The organism is Actinocrinis sp. (assembly GCF_035653575.1).
Classification (GTDB): domain Bacteria; phylum Actinomycetota; class Actinomycetes; order Streptomycetales; family Catenulisporaceae; genus Actinocrinis.
Map to the genome: position 1 here is coordinate 1 of NZ_DASRBQ010000127.1, position 18,417 is coordinate 18,417.

At 69.7% G+C, this 18,417-nt stretch carries 16 protein-coding genes; 5 read left to right on the forward strand and 11 right to left on the reverse strand.

The genetic code is table 11. The annotated features are described in order from the left end of the window. Both VFA06_RS18395 and VFA06_RS18400 read right to left on the reverse strand, forming a co-directional pair. A partial coding sequence (locus tag VFA06_RS18395) for an FAD-binding oxidoreductase (protein WP_324841846.1) occupies window positions 1-1,257 on the reverse strand: 1,257 nt, incomplete at its 3' end. A gap of 374 nt (window positions 1,258-1,631) precedes the next feature. Next, on the reverse strand, window positions 1,632-2,642 hold the full coding sequence (locus tag VFA06_RS18400) for a YafY family protein (RefSeq protein WP_324841847.1): 1,011 nt from the start codon (window positions 2,640-2,642) through the stop codon (window positions 1,632-1,634). Between the two features lie 146 nt (window positions 2,643-2,788). On the opposite strand from VFA06_RS18400, the gene VFA06_RS18405 reads away from it, so the two are divergent. After that, window positions 2,789-4,330 (forward strand): MFS transporter, encoded by a 1,542-nt coding sequence (locus VFA06_RS18405; RefSeq protein WP_324841848.1) that lies wholly within the window; start codon window positions 2,789-2,791, stop codon window positions 4,328-4,330. Here VFA06_RS18405 and VFA06_RS18410 read toward each other — a convergent pair. Both VFA06_RS18410 and VFA06_RS18415 read right to left on the reverse strand, forming a co-directional pair. Continuing rightward, complete coding sequence (locus VFA06_RS18410; RefSeq protein ID WP_324841849.1) at window positions 4,302-5,000, reverse strand: DUF6629 family protein; 699 nt, start codon at window positions 4,998-5,000, stop codon at window positions 4,302-4,304. The two genes, VFA06_RS18405 and VFA06_RS18410, sit on opposite strands and share 29 nt — an antisense overlap. Window positions 5,001-5,043: 43 nt before the next feature. After that, window positions 5,044-6,504, reverse strand: a complete 1,461-nt coding sequence (locus VFA06_RS18415) for a dihydrolipoyl dehydrogenase family protein (protein WP_414639930.1) — start codon at window positions 6,502-6,504, stop codon at window positions 5,044-5,046. A gap of 132 nt (window positions 6,505-6,636) precedes the next feature. On the opposite strand from VFA06_RS18415, the gene VFA06_RS18420 reads away from it, so the two are divergent. Then, window positions 6,637-7,962 carry an ABC transporter substrate-binding protein gene (locus tag VFA06_RS18420; RefSeq protein ID WP_324841851.1) on the forward strand — a complete coding sequence of 442 codons (1,326 nt, stop codon included), beginning with the start codon at window positions 6,637-6,639 and terminating at the stop codon, window positions 7,960-7,962. A gap of 7 nt (window positions 7,963-7,969) precedes the next feature. Here the strand turns inward: VFA06_RS18420 and VFA06_RS18425 are convergent, their stop codons facing one another. The 3 genes from VFA06_RS18425 to VFA06_RS18435 form a co-directional block, all read right to left on the reverse strand. Next, window positions 7,970-8,644: an ATP-binding cassette domain-containing protein gene (locus VFA06_RS18425; RefSeq protein WP_324841852.1), complete on the reverse strand. Its 675-nt coding sequence runs from the start codon at window positions 8,642-8,644 to the stop codon at window positions 7,970-7,972. 29 nt (window positions 8,645-8,673) lie between these two features. After that, window positions 8,674-10,449 (reverse strand): ABC transporter permease subunit, encoded by a 1,776-nt coding sequence (locus VFA06_RS18430; protein WP_324841853.1) that lies wholly within the window; start codon window positions 10,447-10,449, stop codon window positions 8,674-8,676. Between the two features lie 183 nt (window positions 10,450-10,632). Beyond that, on the reverse strand, window positions 10,633-11,046 hold the full coding sequence (locus VFA06_RS18435) for a hypothetical protein (protein ID WP_324841854.1): 414 nt from the start codon (window positions 11,044-11,046) through the stop codon (window positions 10,633-10,635). A 101-nt stretch (window positions 11,047-11,147) separates the two neighbouring features. Here VFA06_RS18435 and VFA06_RS18440 point away from each other — a divergent pair, with 101 nt between their 5' ends. Continuing rightward, window positions 11,148-11,654, forward strand: a complete 507-nt coding sequence (locus VFA06_RS18440; protein ID WP_324841855.1) for a hypothetical protein — start codon at window positions 11,148-11,150, stop codon at window positions 11,652-11,654. Window positions 11,655-12,134: 480 nt separating this feature from the next. After that, window positions 12,135-13,907, forward strand: a complete 1,773-nt coding sequence (locus VFA06_RS18445) for an ATP-binding SpoIIE family protein phosphatase (RefSeq protein ID WP_324841856.1) — start codon at window positions 12,135-12,137, stop codon at window positions 13,905-13,907. Window positions 13,908-14,061: 154 nt separating this feature from the next. Here VFA06_RS18445 and VFA06_RS18450 read toward each other — a convergent pair whose 3' ends face one another. The 4 genes from VFA06_RS18450 to VFA06_RS18465 all read right to left on the reverse strand — a co-directional run bounded on the left by VFA06_RS18450 (window position 14,062) and on the right by VFA06_RS18465 (window position 17,400). Continuing rightward, a complete protein-coding gene (locus VFA06_RS18450) occupies window positions 14,062-15,075 on the reverse strand; it encodes an inorganic phosphate transporter (RefSeq protein ID WP_324841857.1) in 1,014 nt (337 codons plus the stop codon). A gap of 4 nt (window positions 15,076-15,079) precedes the next feature. After that, window positions 15,080-15,700, reverse strand: a complete 621-nt coding sequence (locus VFA06_RS18455) for a DUF47 domain-containing protein (RefSeq protein ID WP_324841858.1) — start codon at window positions 15,698-15,700, stop codon at window positions 15,080-15,082. A gap of 345 nt (window positions 15,701-16,045) precedes the next feature. Beyond that, on the reverse strand, window positions 16,046-16,321 hold the full coding sequence (locus VFA06_RS18460) for a hypothetical protein (protein ID WP_324841859.1): 276 nt from the start codon (window positions 16,319-16,321) through the stop codon (window positions 16,046-16,048). Window positions 16,322-16,527: 206 nt separating this feature from the next. Next, window positions 16,528-17,400 (reverse strand): hypothetical protein, encoded by an 873-nt coding sequence (locus VFA06_RS18465; protein ID WP_324841860.1) that lies wholly within the window; start codon window positions 17,398-17,400, stop codon window positions 16,528-16,530. A 101-nt stretch (window positions 17,401-17,501) separates the two neighbouring features. Between VFA06_RS18465 and VFA06_RS18470 the strand changes: the two genes are divergently transcribed. Continuing rightward, window positions 17,502-18,407 carry an NAD(P)-dependent oxidoreductase gene (locus VFA06_RS18470; RefSeq protein ID WP_324841861.1) on the forward strand — a complete coding sequence of 302 codons (906 nt, stop codon included), beginning with the start codon at window positions 17,502-17,504 and terminating at the stop codon, window positions 18,405-18,407. Window positions 18,408-18,417: the final 10 nt, after the last annotated feature.

Consider the following 18,417-nt stretch of genomic DNA (forward strand, 5'->3'; position numbering starts at 1 on the left):
GCCGAACTGTTGCCGCTGTTCGACCGCGGCGATGATCGCCGAGATCGCGGACGGCGAAAGCGCGCGCGTGAAGATGTGCGACTTGGCGAACTCCGACTCCCGCTGCAACGTGCCGGCCGGGTTCTGCCACGGCAGATGGCATTGCGCCGTGCTCAGCTGCGAGCAGCCGGCCTCGATCATCATGGCGTGCGCGTGGGAGCTCACGAAGGGCGAGCCGTACGGGGTCGAGCCGACCTGGTCGACCAGCCAGCTGATCTGCTCCTGCGCGCCGCCGAGCGAGCCCAGATATGTTCCCCCGACCTGGATCGTCGGCGTATCGCCGGCGCCCTCGGGACTGCTAAGCGCGTGCAGGTTCGACCACAGCTCATCCGGGGCGTTCGGGGCCCAGGACTGCCAGGCGGCGATGACCTTCGAGGCCTGAGACCAGGGCCAGTTCAGGAAGAACAGCACCATCTGCTGCGTCGGGTGCGTAGCGAACGTGAACGCGGTCGCCACCCCGAAATTGCCCCCGCCGCCGCCTCGACAGGCCCAGAACAGGTCCGCGTTCTGGTCGCCGTCGCACTCCCGGACCGTCCCGTCCGGCGTCACCATTTGCACCGACCGCAGGTTGTCGCTCAAAGTGCCGTACGCCCGCGTGACCACGCCGATGCCGCCACCGAGCGCGAGACCCGCGACGCCGACCGTCGGGCATGAGCCGCCGGGAACGGTGACGCCATGCGCATCGAGGCCTGCGTAAAGATCGACCAAACGCGTTCCGGCGCCGATGCGTGCGGTACCAGAGCCGACCTGCGTGACCGTGTTCATGCGCGTCACATCGATGACCAGCCCCTGACCGCTTGAATAGCCCGCGTAGCTGTGGCCGCCGGAACGCGGCGTTACCGCCACGGCGAAGCGGCGAACGAAGGCAAGGCACTCGGCCACGTCGGCGGGGTTCTCGCAGAACGCGACTCCGGCCGGCCGCAGTCCGTCGAAGCGGGGATCGAACAGCAGCCGCGCGGTGCCGTAATCGGAATCACCCGGACGGACCAGTTGGCCGGCCAGTCCCCGGCCGAGCGTGGACCAGTCGGCGGCCGAGGCGGAGGCGCGCGGCGGCGCGGCAGCGCTCGCACCCGCCGACCCGGACGTGCCGGCGCCAGTCGCGGGCGCGGCGCTTGACTGTGCGTGGCCGGTGCTCGAACCGCAGGCCGCGACCGCACCGCCGACCATGCCGCCGGCCGCCAGTCCCGCCGCGGCGCGCACGAATCCACGTCGATCCATCGCAGCAGCATGGCACCTCGCGGCCCCCTCGCGATCATTTCCCGGCGAACGACTCACGCGGCCCTCCTGAGGCGACAGAGCTCGAAGTCAGTGCTCAACGTCAGTGCTCAACGTCAGTGCTCAACGCGGGCTCGCCGCCCGGCCGCACCGCGTATAACCTGCACCGCCTATAACCAGAGACTTGGCCAGGGGGTAGCAGGTTGTGAACCTTCTCGGCGCACGCTCAGTCGGCTTTCCTCGCGCGAACGCTGGCCTGGCTGCACCGGCCGTTCATCGTCGCGGCTGTGCTCCTCGCCGCCGTGCCGCCCCCGGGATCCCCGCCGCCGTCGCGCTGATCCTCGCCGCCGTCGCGTCCTACATCCCCGCCTCCGCCGTCACGCGGGGGCAGGCTCCGCGCCGCGGGAAGCTGCGTAGCCGCCCGCGGCGCGGTCGTATCTCTCGGCCAGGACGCGCAGATGCCGGGCCAGGTCGGGAGCCTCGTCGAGATTGAACTCGAAGTCCCGCCCGAGCGCGCCGAGCCACACCGCCAGCATCTCCACGTCGTTGTTGCCCAGCACCACCGCGCAGGTCTCCTCGTCGATAGCCTCCACAGGGCCGAGCGACGGCGGCAGCCGCTCCGCGATGAACGCGGCCGAAGCGTGCACGGTGATCCGCACCCGGAAGCGCCACGAGGCGGTCGAGACTCCGCGCGCCACATAGCCGGCCAGATCCTCGTCAGGCAGCTCGCGCGGAGCGAAACGCGGTCCGGTCGGCACCTTCGGCTCGACCCGATCCACCCGGTACGTGCGCCACGCGCCGCGCTGCACGTCCCAGGCCACCAAGTACCAGCGCCGGCCCCAGTTGACCAGGCGGTACGGTTCGACGTCGCGGCGGCTCGCAGTCCCGTCGTGCGAGTGATAGTCGAAACGCAGCCGCTCCCGGTCCCGGCACGCGGCGGTGATCGCGGTCAGCACCTCGGCGGACACCCGCGAGCCCTTGCGGTCCGGGGGCGGCGGGACCGCGACCGTATAGCTCTGCAGCGTATTGATGCGGCGCCGCAGCCGGTCCGGCAGCACCTGCTCCAACTTCGCGAGCGCGCGCAGCGCCGATTCCTCGATTCCGGCCACCGAGCCGACGGTCGCGGTGCGCAGCCCGACCGCGACGGCGACCGCCTCCTCGTCGTCCAGCAGGAGCGGCGGCAGGTTCGCTCCGGCCGCGAGCCGGTACCCCCCGACGGCACCCCGCGTGGCGTGCACCGGATAGCCGAGATCGCGCAGCCGGCCGACGTCGTTGCGCACCGTGCGCGTGGTCACCTCGAGGCGTTCGGCCAGCTCAGTGCCGGTCCACTCGCGCGGGGTCTGCAAGAGCGACAGGAGGCGCAGCAGTCGCGCCGAGGTCTCCAACATGCTGCTTATTCTGCCTTCGTATTAGGAAGCAAGTGTTCCTGATTGCGCGCCAAGCTGGAGGCATGGAAGAAACAGCGAATCCCGATCCGATCAAGAGTGCGTCGAAGAACAGCTCAGCTGCCGGACGAGTGACAACGGAGGCCGTGATGACAGCAACATCCGAGGCGACCGGCGCCGCGGCGCCGACCCACCGCTGGCTCGGTTTCTTCGCGGTGCTGACCGCGATCATCATGAATCTGCTGGACTCCACGATCGTCAACGTCGCGGCGCCCTCGATCCGCCGCGACCTGGGCGCCTCCTACTCGGACATCCAGTGGATCGCCGCCGGGTACACCCTCGCCCTCGCGGTCGGCCTGATGACCGGCGGCCGGCTCGGCGACCTGTTCGGCCGCAGCAGGATGCTGATGATCGGGGTCGCGGGCTTCGCGCTCTCCTCGCTGGGCTGCGCCATCACCCCGGACCCGCAGCTGCTCATCGCGGCACGTGTCGTGCAGGGCCTGTTCGGCGCGGTGATGATCCCGCAGGGCTTCGGGCTGATCCGGGACCTGTTCCCGCCGCAAGAGCTCGGCAAGGCGTTCGGCGCGCTCGGTCCGGTGATCGGCCTGTCCACCATCCTGGGCCCGGTCGTGGCCGGCACGCTGATCGACGCGAACCTGTTCGGCACCGGCTGGCGGATGGTCTTCGGCATCAACGTACCGCTGGCGCTCTTCGCCCTGCTCGCCGGCCTGAAGGCACTGCCGCGCGGCGCGCGTTCCGGCCGGACCGTCCGGCTCGACGGAACCGGCGCGCTGCTCGCCGGGGTCGCGATGTTCCTGCTGGTCTACCCGCTGGTGCAGGGTCGCGAGCTCGGCTGGCCGTCGTGGCTGGCCGGGATCGGCGCGGGCGCGATCGCGGCCTTCGCCCTCTTCGCCGCGCACCAGGCCCGCCGCACCCGCCGCGGCGCGAACACGCTGGTCGAGTTCAGTGTCCTGACCAAGCGCTCCTACGCCGGCGGCACGCTGTTCACCCTGGTCTTCTTCGGCGCGATCGTCGGCTTCTCCCTGGTGACCGGCCTGCTGCTGCAGCTCGGCCTTGGCTACAGCCCGGTGCGCGCGGCGCTGGCCATGGTCTGGTGGGCGGTGGGCGCCTTCTTCGGCTCCGGCTTCGGCGCCACGATGATGTACAAGCTCGGCCGCCGCATCATCCACATTGGCCTGGCCATCATGGCGGTCAGCCTGGTCGGCCTGTACCTGGTGTACACGCACTCGCACACCGGTCTGAGCGGCTGGAGCCTGGCCCCGGTGCTCGGCGGCTACGGCCTCGGCATGGGCATGATCTTCGTCCCGCTCTTCGACATCATCATGGGCGAGATCAGCGACCGCGAGGTCGGCTCGGCCTCGGCGATCCTGGAGTCGCTGCAGCAGCTCGGCGCCTCGGTCGGCGTCGCGGGCCTCGGCACGGTGTTCTTCGGGATGATCGGCGCGCACGCCGGGTCGGCGACCTACTTCGCCGCCGCCGAGCGGGTCACCCTGATCACGCTCGCGCTGGTCGCTGCCGCCTTCGTGCTCGGCTTCATGCTGCCGCGCCACGCTCGGCGCACCGGTCACGCTCCGGCCCAGGCGGAAATCGCGGCCGAGGGCGCCCCGGTTCAGAGTGTTGAGCCGGCCGAGCTGGACGAGCTCATCGAGCAGGAATCCGTGACCGTCTAAGCGGATCGGGCGCGCGCCTGATCTTCCTTGGCCGCCGTAGCCAGTGCAGAATCAATGCACTGGCTACGGCGGCCAACGCGCACCAGGTGGAAACGAACTCAGCCCGCCACAGCGCATAGCAAGCCAGCGCGCCCACCGCGACGACGAGGCCGAGCATCCGGATCTCCGGTTGGTCGCTGACGAGCAGCGAACCGATGGTCGCCACGAGATACCCGGCGACGACCAACACGCCTAAGGGAATTGGCTGGATGCCGTACCGCATCGTGTGACCGACAGGTCTGGCGGTTACCGCTCCAGCCGCAATCACATGTCCGAGCACGGCTGACGTCGCCAGGCCGACGAGCACGAACGGCGCGATACGAAACCGACTCCAGTGCGAGGCCGCACTCAGTACCGCAAGCGGCACGAACGCAGGCAGCAAAGGAAACGCGATCACCGCCCACAGCAACGCCGCCGTACCGCCGATCGTCGCAACTCCCGACGCAGATGCGTGAGACGCGTTATCCGCATTGCGCCAGACCACAGACTCGATCAGCTGATGCACGCCGAGCAGTACCGGCAGTGCGGCCAGTGGCAGATCGCGGGCACGGCGCGTGCTCGCGACGCACAGCGCGCCGACCGCGGTGATCGCGCACCCTGTGACGAGGTCCGCGGTCGGGCTCCAACACATCGCGCTGGGTTTCCGTTCGTCGCGCTGTCGACCTGGCGGGTGGTCAGCCGCGGAGGGTTTCCAGGAGTCGCAGCCAGACCTCGCTTATCGTCGGGTACGAAGGCACGGCGTGCCAAAGCCGGTCGATCGGCACTTCACCCGCCACCGCGACCGTCGCGGAATGCACCAGTTCGGCGACTCCGGAGCCGATGAAGGTCACGCCGAGCAGCACGTTCCGATCCAGATCGACGACCATGCGGGCCCGCCCCCGATAGCCGTCCGCGAAAAGCGACGCACCGGCGACCTGACCGAGGTCGTAGTCGACGACGCGCACGTTGAGTCCGGCGCGGCGAGCCTCGTCCGCGGTCTTGCCGACCGAACCCACCTCCGGTTCCGTGAAGACGACCTGCGGTACCGCATCGATGTCGGCGGTCGCGACGTGCGGGCTCCACCGCTGCATGTCGAGCGCTTCCCCGCGCGCCAGCGCTCCGATCACCGTGCCCGCGATACGCGCCTGGTACTTGCCCTGGTGCGTCAGCAGCGCGCGGTGATTCACGTCGCCGACCGCGAACAGCCAATCGCCGTCCACGCCCTGCACACGACAGGAATCGTCCACCTTCAGCCACGAACCGGTCTCCAGACCGACGGTCTCCAAGCCGAGATGCTTGGTGCGGGGCGTGCGACCGACCGCCAACAGCACCTCGTCGCCCTCGATCTTCTGACCGTCCGCCAGCAAGACGCTGACCGGACCGCCCTGCGTCGGCCGGTCGAGCCCGGTGACGGTGACGCCGGTGCGCACCTTGACCCCGGCCTCGCTCAGGCTGCTCGCGATCATCTCGCCGACGAACGGCTCCATCCGCGGCAACGGCGCCGCCTCACGGATCAGCAGCGTCACCTCGGCGCCGAGCGCGCGCCAGGCCGTCGCCATCTCCACGCCGACCACGCCGCCGCCGACGATCACCAGCCGCTCGACGTCGCGGCCGCTGGTCGCCTGCCTGCTGGTCCACGGCTTGGCCTGCGCGACGCCCGGCAGATCGGGGATGAGCGCGTCGCTGCCGGTACACACGGCCACCGCGTGCCGCGCGGCCAGCCGCCGTACGCCACCATCCGGTGTGTCGACCTCGACCCGCCGCGGCCCGGCGAGCCGGCCGTGCCCGCGCACCAGCACGGCGCCGATCGAATCGACCCAGCCGGCCTGCCCGTCGTCCTTCCAGTGCGAGGTGAACTCGTCCCGCCGGGCGAAAACCGCGGCCGCGTCGAGCTTCCCGGTCACCGCCTCGCGGGAACCGGCCACGGCACGCGCTTCGGCCAGCGCGGCGACCGGCCGCAGCAGCGCCTTGCTCGGCATGCAGGCCCAGTACGAGCACTCGCCGCCGACCAGCTCACTCTCAATGAGGGCCACGGTCAGCCCGGCTGCCCGGGCACGATCGGCGACGTTCTCCCCGACCGGGCCGGCGCCGATCACGATGACGTCGAACACGTCCTCGGAGGCTGTGGTGGGGGACGCTGCGGTTGATTCGGACACTGTCGACTCAGGTGCGGTGTTGGATTCAGGCACAGGCCAATCCTCCGCCCGGCGTACCGCGCGGTCCACTCAGCCGACACTCCAGGGGCGCGCGGCATGGCGCCTGGGTCGGTGGGGAAAGGCAGCGGCGTGGTGAAGAGCCCGAAAGCGTGGCGCGCGGCGGTCGCATTCCTCCTGCTCGGCGCGGTGGCCGGCTGCGGAACCCGGCTGCCGGCGAGCGCCTTCAGCCAGCCTGCGGCCTCGCCGGGGAACGTGTTCGTCGACGGCGTGTCCGCGACACAGATCAAGGTCGGCATGATCGACTCGATCACCAGCGCCCTGGGCGTCGACGCCTTCTCCGGACCCGGCTACGGGGCGCGCGCCTTCTTCGACGCGCTGAACGCCTCCGGCGGCGTCAACGGCCGCAAGATCGTTGTGGATCAATGCGACGACAGCGGCAGCGGACTCGGTAACCAACAGTGCGTGCACAAGCTGATCGACACGGACCGCGTCCTCGCCTTCGCGGGCAACTCGATCCTCGAGTACGCAGGCGCGGCGTACGTAAGCTCGCACGATGTGCCTGATATCGGCGGGCAGCCGATCGGGCAGGCGTACGACCAGTACCCGCACCTGTACTCCATCTATGGCTCGGACGAACCGCGTCAAGGCTCGGTCGGATGGAACGGCCGCCTGTACGGGGGCACCGAGGTATACGAATACTTCAAGCAGCGGCTCGGCGCGCATGTGGCGGCAGTCGTCGCGTACAACCAGCCCGACTCGGTCCGCTTTGCGCAGTACACCGCCGCCGGGCTGCGTGCCGCCGGGTACTCCGTGGTCAACGAGCAGGTGGACTTCGCCCTGCCGAACTTCGCCGCCACCGCCTCCGATCTGAAGGCCCGCGGCGTGCAGGTCGTGTTCGATGCCATCGACACCAGCGGCAACGGCCGCCTGTGCGCGGCGATCGACCAGGTCGGCCTCAACCTCATCGCCAAGGTCACCACCGTGCAGAGCTGGGATCAGACCGTCGCGGGCACCTATTCCGGTGCGCCGCGCTGTCGCAACGTGCTGTACGCGACAGCGTCCGATCGCAACTACGCGGACACGAAGTATCCCGAGGTGGCGGCCTTCCGGGCGGCGATGCAGAAGTACTTTCCGGATCGGCAGGACAAGCTGTCGATGTGGGAGTTGGAGGGCTGGGCGTCAGCGCAGTGGCTTACCGACGCGATTGCGTCCTGTGGCGCGTCCGTGTCTCGTTCCTGCATCGAGCAATTCATGAATCGGCCCGAGAAGTACGATGCGCACGGACTGATCATCCCGACCGACTTCGTGGTAACGCAGCCGGCGGCGACGCAGGTCGGCTGCCTTAACGTGGCACGCTGGCAGGACTCTGCCGAGAACGGAACAGGCGGTTGGGTAACACAGGTGCCGGACATGAACACGAACTGCTTCACCGGTCCGGTGATCTCTTACGCCCCATAGTTGCTCGTTAAGCGCTCGGACCGCGCGTTAACTCCGTTGCCTCTCCCGCGAAGACGACGCGTCCGCGTTCCAGCCGCCAAACAAAATCGGCGGCTTCTGCGGCGCGATGCGTGACCGGGTCGGCGATGAGGACCGCACGTTCCGGTGTTGCCGCTGCGGCCAATGCCGCGTAGACGCGGTCGGCCAACGCTGGCGCAAGGCCCTGAACCGGCTCATCGACGAGCAGCACTCGCCATCGGCTGCCGAGGGCGCATCCGATCGCGAGCAGTTGCCGCTGGCCGCCGGAAAGTGTTCCGGCCCGCTGTGAAAGCAACGGTTCAAGCTCAGGGAAGAGCTCGAGCGCGCCGCGTTCAAGAGCAGCGTCCGGATCGCCAGCCGCCAGCAGGTTCTCCTTGACCGTCAGGCTCTGGAACACGTTGACGCCCGAGCGCACCAGGCGCAGACCCAAGGCCGCGCGGCGGCTCGCGGACCATGACGTGGCGTCAGCTAGCTGCTCGTGTCCCGCGGCAGCACGGGCCAGCTCCAGCCTCCCGCCGGCACTGGTCGCGGTACTCGGAGCTCCCGCGCACCAGCTCAGCAGCGTGGATTTCCCGGCGCCGTTCGGACCGACGAGCGCGGTAACGGCTCCGAACGGTACCGCCAGACCGACACCGTGCAGTACTTCGATGCCGCCGTACCGCACATACACGTCGGAGCAACGAAGTGCCACAGTCATCGTGCGGTCCTCGGCAGTACCGGCTCGCCACGCAGCCACGGAACCGTCAACGCCGCGATTCCTACGATGATCGCGGAAGCTCCTGGAATCGCAGCGTCCGCAGCCACCATCCCCGCCGCCGCCAGGATCAGCGACGGCGCGCTGGAGACGCCGACGGCCGTAGCCGCCGCCAGCCAGATCAGGCCGCGCAGCGGATCGAATGCGCTCGCGTCGAACGCCCCGGTCGCGTACACCCACCACGCTCCGCCGAACGCCGCCACCGCCGCGCCACCCGCGAAGACCAGGACTCGAACGCGCTCCACGTCACCGCCGAGCATGCGAGCCGCCGGTTCGCTGTCCCGGATCGCCGCCAGCCGCCGACCGACCCAGCCCCGATCCAGCGGCAGCAAGGCGAGCACCACCACACCCAAGCCCACCGCCTCCGCCAGCAGGAACCCACGATCGCCCACCAGAAACCCGGGCCGGCCCGCGAGCGGCGGGGTGAACAGCGGCTGCTCGAACATGAACCGGCTCGCCGCGGTGGCCAGCGCGAGCGTGGTCAGCGCGAGGTGCAGCGGCCGCTTCCGGGCCACCGGCAACGCGAAAAGCAGGCCGAGCACCGCACCCGCGGCCGGTGCGGCGATCAGGCCGAAGCGCGGCGTCCAAGCGGCTACTAGCGCGCCCGCCCCGACGAACGCGGTCTGACCGAGCGAGATGAGACCGACCGAACTGAGCGCTCGGAACGAGAGCAACACCACCGCGAGCGGCGGGATGAGCTGAGCGGTACCGATGTCCTGTGGCCGTAGCCACGCCGCCGCGACGCCTAATGCAACGACCGGCCACCAGCCGCCGATGTGTTCAGCCAGCGTGCCTTTACGCGGCAGGATCGAGACCCGTTCGCGCGCCTCCTGGAACGCCGGAGCCACCCACACCGCCACCAGCAGCACCGCCACGAACAGATTCGAGCGCACCGCCGCGAGCACCTCGCCCGCCCGGCCGCCAAGCTGCACGCCGATCAGCTCCGCCTGCCCGATACCGGTGGCCAGCGCCACGCCGATGGCGACCGCCGGATTGACCAGCCGCGCGGCCACCACGACACCCAGCGTCTCGAACAGCACCAAGGTGAACGTCACCGGATCGAGCCGCAGCTGCGGCGCGAGCAGCATCCCGGCCGCGGCGGCCAGTGCGCAGCCCACCGCCCAACCCAGCCGCCCGAGCCGCCGCGCCGGCAGGCCGCTCAGCTCAGCCAGGCCGCGATCGTCCACTACGGCACGAATCGCTACGCCGAACGTGCGACCGCGGGCGAGGAGAACCAAAGCAGCGGCGACCGCCGTGAGCAGCCCGAGTTCGACCAGGACCCCGAGGGGCACGGTGAGGTCGCCGAGTTGAACGGAACCGGCGGGCAGCAGCGAAGGCGCATCCGTCCGCGCGCCGGAACCCCACACCGCCGTCGCGATGCCGACCAGAAGGACGGTGATGCCGAATCCCGCGGTGAGCTCGGCCGCGACCCCGGCGGCGCGCTGCTGGAGCGGGCGGAAAACCGCCGCGTCGATGAGCAGCCCGAACAGCGGAGCACAAACGAGCAGGATCAGCGCGACTGCCAAGGCTGTCGGCATGCCCCACTCGCGCACGGCCGCGCGCAGCAGGAAGGCGCCCATCATCCCGATCGCACCGAAGGCGACATTAAGCACGCCGGTGACGCGGTACGTCGCGATGACTCCCAGCCCGGACAGACCGGCCACCGCGCCGATCCCGAGCCCCGCGATCGCGAGCTGTCCTGCCCCGGCGCTCACGGCGTTTGTCCGTGGGACTGCTGCCGCGCCGGTCCGCTCCTTAGCCCCGCGATCGTCAGCTGCCCTGACCCGCCCCGCATCGCCGTGGTTCTTCGGGCTACCGCGCCGTGTCGAACCGGAGCCCGCCCCGACGGCGGCGCTTTCACGGCTTTCACGATCCCCATCTCGGCCGCGTCCGCCCCGCTAAGCGGCGCTGACCAGGTCCGGCTCGCAGATGGGGCAGGCGCGGCTCGGCGCCGAGCCATCCGCGTCCCGTGACACCTCGAAGGCCTCCGGTTTCCCGTCGAGCAGGGGACAGTCGCCGCGATGCAGGTAGCTGCCGTCCGGCAAGGCCCAAAGCCCGTCGCGCCGGCCCGACCGCGCCTGAGTACTCCCGGCCCCGGCCAGCCCCTCGATCCCGCCCCGGCTGCCGCCTTGCTCCGCGCGGCGGCGCGCCGCGATCAGCACCGCACCTGCCACGATCAGCGCCGCTCCGGGGATCGTGGCCGAGGCTAGATACGGCAGTTGCTGCGCCTCGGTGGGCTGCCCGGAGATCTGATACCAGCCGACCACGTCCATCCCGATGCCCACGGCCGCGACCACCCAGCCGACATCCACACCGGGACCAAAGCGGACAACCACCGGCACCCCTCAACAAAGTCGCCCAACCGCGCGATGATGGTATGGCAGAACCGTGTCGTGCGGGAGAGGCGGTAATCATGAGGCTCCTCATCCGTATCCTCATCCCTTTGACGGGAGTGGCGCTGATAGCCGGGTGTAGCAGCTCCGGCAACAACTCGTCGGCTTCGTCGTCGACCTCCGCGGGCGCCTCCGCCTCCGCCACCGGCGGCCAAAGCGCCGACACCGCCGCGGTGACCCAGGTCTGGCAGTCCTTCTTCTCCAAGGACACGCCGATCAGCCAGAAGGAAATGCTGCTGCAGAACGGCACCACCACCATGAAACCGGCGCTGCAGGCCTTCGCCGCCGATCCGCGGGTCGGGCAGGCCAGCGCGACCGTGCAGAAGGTCACCTTCCCCGACGCGAACGACGCGGACGTGACCTACCAGATCGCGCTCAACGGCACGGTGATGATGGGCGGCATGGCCGGCAAGGCCATCAAGCAGAACGGCCAGTGGCTCGTCTCCGACAGCACCCTGTGCGGCCTGCTCCAGCTGGCCGCGGCTCAGGGAGGAGGCAGCTCCGGAGCGATTCCGGGCTGTTCATAGCACCGAATCGCGCAGCTGCGCTGATCCTCGTCTCGTGACGGCTTCCGCGTCCTCCGTTCGGGGTCATCCGTTCGGGTGAGCAGGCGGGAACCGTCGCCAGCCTGGCCGAACGCGGCCGGAGCAGGTCCCGGTTGTCCCTCGATCGAATGGTTGATCGTGGCAGTCCCCCTCCCCGCGCTGCGCAGTCCGGCAGACTGGCCTCACCTGCTGTTCCGGGTGGGGCGAGTGGTCCGGCTCCGAATGCGCGGCTCCGTCCGCGCCGCCGACCGGACGCTGACGAGACGTGCGTACGGTCGGGAGCCGAGCGGCGGGCACTTGGAGAGGACGCCACTACCCGTGTCATGGAAGCCCGACGCGCCGTCTGCGGCGTTGTCCGACCGCGCCGTCCCGCGCCAATCGACCCCGAAGGACTTCGCCGCCTCCAGGGGCACCGCCGCCCGTGATGACACCGCCTTAGATGAGACTGCCGCGAGTAACCCCATGCTGAAGAACACCGCACTGCGCGAGCCCGGCTTCGATGAGTTCGGGGACGACCTCACCGAGGCGCTGCTGGAACCCGGCGACGGCGGCTACCCGGCAGGCGAGCGGGTCGGCACGCTGCTGGCCGCGGCATTCGGTACCGCGCCCGGCGCGGTCGCGCTGGTGCGAGACCACGATCACCGGGTCGATTTCCTCAACCGCGCCTTCCGGGACGCCTTCGGCCTCTCGGACCGGGCGTGCGGGCCGCTGGCCGGCTTGGTCCCGCAGTTCGAGCAGCTCGGCCTGCTGGACGCACTCGACCATGTCTACGCGACCGGCACCGTTTATGTCGCGCCCGAGGTGCGCGTTAACGGGTATGGCGCCGCCAGGCGTCCCGCAGTGCTGCGCGTCACCTGTTCGCCAGTGCATCATCCCGAGGGCGGACCTGTCACCGGCGCGCTCGTCAACATCATCGACTGCACTGACCAGGCCGCTGCGGTAGACCGGCTTCGTGCGGGGGAGCGGCGGCATCGGTACGCAGCCGTGGCGTTGCAGCGCTCGCTGTTACCGCAACGTCTCTCTCAACCCGACGACCTGCGCATCGCCGGCGTGTACCTGCCGGGTGCAGCGGACCATCAGCTCGAGCACCTGTCGGACGTCTGGCGGCGCGACAACGAGCCCGGTGAGTACCAGGTCGGCGGCGACTGGTACGACGTGATTCCGCTCGGGGCGGGACGTACCGCATTCGTCATGGGTGACGTGATGGGACGCGGGGTGCACGCGGCCGCCGTAATGGGCCAACTGCGTGCCGCCGTGCGAGCGTACGCTGCGGCCAATCTGCCACCCGGTGAGCTGTTGCTACACCTCGATCGGCATGCCGCCGAACTGGAAGGCGTCGCCTACGCCGTGGGCTCGGCTACCGCGGGCGCCTGCGATTTCGGCGCGCTGGCCACGGCCGTCTACGCCGTCTACGACCCCGACGATCACGTGCTCACCTACGCCAACGCCGGCCATCCCGCGCCGCTGCTGCGCCTGCCGGACGGCACGGTCGTCGAGCTCGACGCCGCCGGCGGCCCGCCGCTCGGCACCGACGAGTGGACCTGGCAGGAGGCTTGCATCGCGATGCCGCCGGGCTCCTACCTGTCGCTGTTCACCGACGGGCTGATCGAGCGGCGTGGTACTGACCTCGACGAGCAACTCGCCCGGCTGCGCACGATCCTGGCCGGAGCCCCGCAGCTGCCCGCGCCGCGCTCGGCCGAACGACAGGGGCCGCGCCGGATCGGCCCGGTAGACCTGGTGCGCGACGAACTGCTGGCCGGTATGGACCTGCCCGCCGACCACGACGACGACGTGGCGCTGCTGGTCGTGCACGTGCCGCGCTGGCAGGGTGAGCGCGCCGAGCTGTTCCGCTCCGCCGGGATCGACCTGGTCGGCGGCACCGAGATTGCCGCGCATGCCCGCGCCTTCGCCTCCGGGGTGCTGCGCAGCTGGCATGTCGGCGAGGATCTGTGCGACACCGGCGTGCTGGCGGTCAGCGAGCTCGTGGCCAACGCGACGATTCACGGCAGGCCGCCGGTCCGGCTCCGGCTGCGCCGCACCGACCGCAGGCTGATCGTGGACGTCTCGGACGGCGACGATCACCTGCCGCGGCGGCGCCTAGCCAACGACACCGACGAGGACGGCCGCGGCATCGGCATCGTCGCCGCGCTCGCCTCCTCCTGGGGCGCGCGACAGCTCGATGCCGGCAAGTCGGTGTGGTGCGAGTTCGCGCTGCCCTCGGCCGCGGTCGGATGAGATGTCAGTCCTAAGAAGCGGGCACGGAGCGAATCAGCAGCTGAGTACATGATCCACGTGAAACAACGTCAACTCAGTTTGTTGTCACCGGTCAGCCCATTGTCATAGGCCAGCTTGTTGTCGCCGGTCCGTCTGTTGTCACCGGGTCGGCGGTTCAGCCGAAGATCGCATGCACGATCTCGTAAGCCAGCGCCCCGCACGCCCCCGCCGCCGGGATCGTCATGCACCAGGCGTAGACGATGTTCTTCGCCACGCCCCAACGCACCGCGTTCTTCCCGCTGGTCGCGCCGGCTCCCATGATCGAGCCGGTGATGATGTGCGTCGTGGAGACCGGTGCGGGATAGATGAAGGCGGTGAAGTAGAGCACGAGCGAGGCCACCGTCTCGGACGCGAAGCCGCGCGGCGGGTCGAGCTCGATGATCCGGCGGCCGAGCGTGCGCATGACCCGCCAGCCGCCCGCGTAGGTGCCCAGCGAGATCGACAGGGCCGCCGTGAGCAGCACCCACCACGGCACCGGGCTGTTGTTGCTCGCGTGGCCTCCGGCGATCAGCGCGAGCATCACGACGCCCATGGTCTTCTGCGCGTCCTGGATGCCGTGCCCCAGCGCCATTCCGGCGGCTGACACGGTCTGCGCCATCCGGAACCCGCGGGTGACCGGGCCGGGTCGGCGGTGCCGGAACGCCCACAGGATGCCGATCATCACGGCGAAGGACAGCAGGAATCCGACCACCGGCGAGATGAGCATCGGCAGTACGACCTTGCTCCACACCCCGTCCCAGTGCACGGTCAGCCCGGCCGCGAGGCCCGCGCCCACCATGCCGCCGATCAGCGCGTGCGAGCTGGAGGACGGCAGGCCGAAGTACCAGGTGATCAAGTTCCACGCGATCGCGCCGATCAGCAGGGCGAAGACCACCACGAGGCCGTCGGTGCCGTGCGCCGGCGTGCCGATGATGCCCTTGACGATGGACTTGGTCACCCCGCCGCCGAGCTGCAGCCCGACGTAGGCGCCGACCAGGTTCATGATCCCCGCCATCACCAGCGCGACGCGAGGGGTGAGCGCCCGCGTGGAGACCGAGGTGGCGATCGCGTTGGCCGAGTCGTGAAACCCGTTGGTGTAGGCGAACCCGAGGGCGACCACGATGACCGTGATCAGGCCGAGCGTCTGCACGGTCTCAGGACTCCTTGACCGTGATCGTCTCGATCGCGTTCGCCACGTGCTCGAAGTTGTCCGCCGCGGTCTCCAGGTTCTCGACGATCTCCCGCAGCTTCATCACCGTGATCGCGTCGTACTCGCCGGAGAACAGGTGCGCCAGCAGCTTGCGGTAGACCTGGTCGGCCTGGTTCTCCAGCCGGTTGATCTCGATCCAGTACTCGGTCAGGTCCTTCATGGAGCGCAGCCGCGGCATCGCCTCCGCGGTCAGGTCGGCCGCGCGCACCAGTACGTCCACCTGATCGGCGACCCCGGGCGGCAGCGTCTCCACCTGATAGAGCGTGGCCAGGTCGACCGCCGCCTCCATCGCGTCCATCACGTCGTCGAGCCGGCCGGCGAGTTGGTAAATGTCCTCGCGGTCGAAAGGCGTGATAAACGAAGAGTTCAACTGGCGGTAGATCGCGTGGGTAACCTCATCGCCGGTGTGCTCCGCATCGCGCATCCGCTCGGCGATGACCGCACGCCCAGATTTGTCGGTGCCCAGCAGCTCGGTAAGCAGAGCGGCTCCGACGACCAGGTTGTCCGCCGCCTTGGCGAACAGGTCGTAGAAGCTCGTCTCCTTCGGGGTCAGACGCAGGCGCACTGGGCACTCCGGGCAGGTGTGGGTCGGGTTCTTCCCGCCCCGAAAGCCGGTCGGCGCGGATCCGCGGCTAACGCGGATCAAGCCGGACCGGCTGGAGCGGTGGCACCGGAACTGCTCGGTTCCGTGACCACAAGGATGTTAGACGCTCCTGGCGCGCGATGTGCCGTGTGCGCCCATCCGCGCGCCACTTCAGCGCTGGGGCGTGGTCCGGCGATCTCACTGCGTGATCGAAACGCGTTGATCAGGCAAGCGGAAGCCTGGCTAAACCGGGGCGAAACCCGTGAATTCGGTCAATCTGCCTAGGACCGCGAAGAGCGGGAGCCAGCTGGTCGGTGACCCGGATCGTCAACAGGACCGGGCCGGCTCCGGCGGCTGCAAGCCGAGCGCGGCGTCGATGTCCGCGCGGGAGAGCGGCTTGTCACTGCGCTGCGCCGCGATGATCAGCTCGGCGTAGAGCTCGATCTCGTCCAGCGCCACCCGGTCGTGGACAGAGGCGGCGCGCAGCGGCCGACCGTGGCCGTGGCTGTGCGCCGATTCGCGGCGCGGCGCCGGATCGTGCAGGGAAGCGGGGGTGTGCTGCGCCGTACGCAATCCGGTCACCTCCTTACCGTCATGGGTCATGGCGATCGCCGCGAGACGGAGTCCCCCGCGGTCTTCCGCTGACCCTTGCCAGCTTAGAGACGGGCCCGAGCGGCGACCATGGCCCGGAAGGGTCATACCCGGCGGTAGCCCGCCTAGTTCGGTAAGGCCGTCCGCATGGCCTGGGAGGGGAGGCCGCAGGTGCTCCGCACGGTAAAGCCGGAGTTGAGCGTGCGGCGAGCGACTGGTTAAGACCGCTTGTGCGTAGCGGACGGGCTCGGTGCGGTGACCGCCAGGTCCGGTGCTGCCGGGGTGGCCACGGTCACCGGCTGGTCCAGATCGAACAGGTCGGTGGTCGCGGCGATCTGCACGTCGCCCTTCTGCGGCGCCTCGGCGGGGAACGCGAAGTGCGCCACGACGCGGCGAACCCGGCCCGCGGAGTCGAGGTAGGCGTCGAAGGGCACGCTCTTGTCCGAGAAGGAGCGCGACGCGGCGAGCAGTTCGTCCTTGATCGGGTTCTGTGCCTGGTTCGCCGACTCGGTCAGATCCAGCGTCCCCGCGTAGTGCGTCACCTTGGTGTCGCGCACCGTTTCTTCCCCGACGTAGTGCACGGCGTCGCCGTTCACCCCGCGCAGCAGCGCGAAGTCGAAGACCGGGCTGGTGTACCCCGCGCTGATCAGGTCGCCGTCGGGCAGCTTGGTCGCGTCGACCATCTTCCACTTGGCGTCGCCGCCGGACAGGCGCAGGTACAGCGTGCTGGGGGTGATGATCTCGTCGAGCGGGGTCGGGCTCTGCGGGGTCTGCAGCACGATCGCGCCGATCTGCCGGTCGAAGTCGAATTCACCCAGACCGGTGAACTGCCGGCTCGCCGCGCCCACGCTCATGGTGACCGAGGTGGCGACCTTGGCGCTGTGGATCTTAGCGGCGTCGGCGGCGGCGTTGCGCACCGCGGCGACAGAGTCGGAGGCGACGCTCACCGGAGCCGCGGAGCAGGCCGAAGCGGCCCCCGCGACCGCACCGGCGCTCAGCGCGAGCAGACTGAGCCGAAGCGCCGCCGAGCGCCCCCATCCGTTTGCCGCCGCTGCGTTCACTCTGGCCACCTCGGGTACTGGATTCATCATGTAGACCGAACGGATGATCCGTTTCCGGATTCGTCCTCCCCAACGACCCGGATGGAGGATGGTTACGGGAGAACCGGTCGCGACCAGGAGGGTGCTGACGGATGCGAGTGTTCGTTGCGGGAGCGACCGGTGTGCTCGGAACCGCGGCGGTCCGGCGGCTCGTTTCCAGTGGTCACGAGGTCACCGGGATAGCTCGAGGCAGCGATAAGCGCAGAGCCCTGCATACGCTCGGCGCCAACGCGGTCGAGGTGGACCTCTTCGACGCGAATGCCATGCGCGCGGCCATCGAAGGGCACGATGTCGTGTGCAATCTGGCCACGCACATCCCCACCGGTACCGCGTTCATGCGCCGCTCATCGTGGCGGGAGAACGACCGCATCCGCTCCGAGGGCAGCGCCGTCTTGGCCAAGGCCGCAGCCGACTGCGGCGCGCTGCGACTGATCCAGGAATCTGTCGCGTACGTGTACGCCGACGCCGGCCAGGAGTGGATTACCGAGCAGTCGCCGCTCGACCATCACCCGATGATCCGGTCCTCGATTACTGCAGGCGAGAACGCAATGGGCTTCGCCGACCAGTACCGCTTCGCGGTGGTGCTCCGCTTCGGCGCGTTCTACGGCGACGATGCGCTCACTCACTGGCAACTCGACCGGGTGCGTAAGGGCAAGCCGGTGCTCCTCGGAGACCCGGAGGGCTACGTCTCGCCGATCACGATCGAGGACGCCGCGGGCGCGGTGGTCGCCGCCCTGGCCGCCCCGACCGGGGTCTACAACGTCGCCGCCCAGCCGGTGCACCGGAGCGAGTGGGCGCGGGCGCTGGCCACGGCGGCCGGCGTGGACGGCTCGGCGCGCTTCGTCTCCGGCCTGACCCGCGCGTTCCTCGGCTCGAAGGCCGAGGTCAACGCTCGCTCGCTGCGCATCTCGTCAGACGCCTTCCACGCCGCGACCGGCTGGCGTGCCCGCACCGAGTTGGCCGAGGGCTTCGCGCCAGCCGTCAAGGTCGTGCACTGAGGGTCCACGA

Excerpts from the sequence above, each read along its gene's own strand:
- VFA06_RS18440 (WP_324841855.1), top strand. The coding sequence starts at position 11,148 with ATGAGGCTCCTCATCCGTATCCTCATCCCTTTGACGGGAGTGGCGCTG.
- VFA06_RS18460 (WP_324841859.1), bottom strand. The coding sequence starts at position 16,321 with ATGACCCATGACGGTAAGGAGGTGACCGGATTGCGTACGGCGCAGCAC.
- VFA06_RS18465 (WP_324841860.1), bottom strand. The coding sequence starts at position 17,400 with ATGATGAATCCAGTACCCGAGGTGGCCAGAGTGAACGCAGCGGCGGCA.
- VFA06_RS18405 (WP_324841848.1), top strand. The coding sequence starts at position 2,789 with ATGACAGCAACATCCGAGGCGACCGGCGCCGCGGCGCCGACCCACCGC.
- VFA06_RS18400 (WP_324841847.1), bottom strand. The coding sequence starts at position 2,642 with ATGTTGGAGACCTCGGCGCGACTGCTGCGCCTCCTGTCGCTCTTGCAG.
- VFA06_RS18445 (WP_324841856.1), top strand. The coding sequence starts at position 12,135 with ATGCTGAAGAACACCGCACTGCGCGAGCCCGGCTTCGATGAGTTCGGG.
- VFA06_RS18410 (WP_324841849.1), bottom strand. The coding sequence starts at position 5,000 with ATGTGTTGGAGCCCGACCGCGGACCTCGTCACAGGGTGCGCGATCACC.
- VFA06_RS18470 (WP_324841861.1), top strand. The coding sequence starts at position 17,502 with ATGCGAGTGTTCGTTGCGGGAGCGACCGGTGTGCTCGGAACCGCGGCG.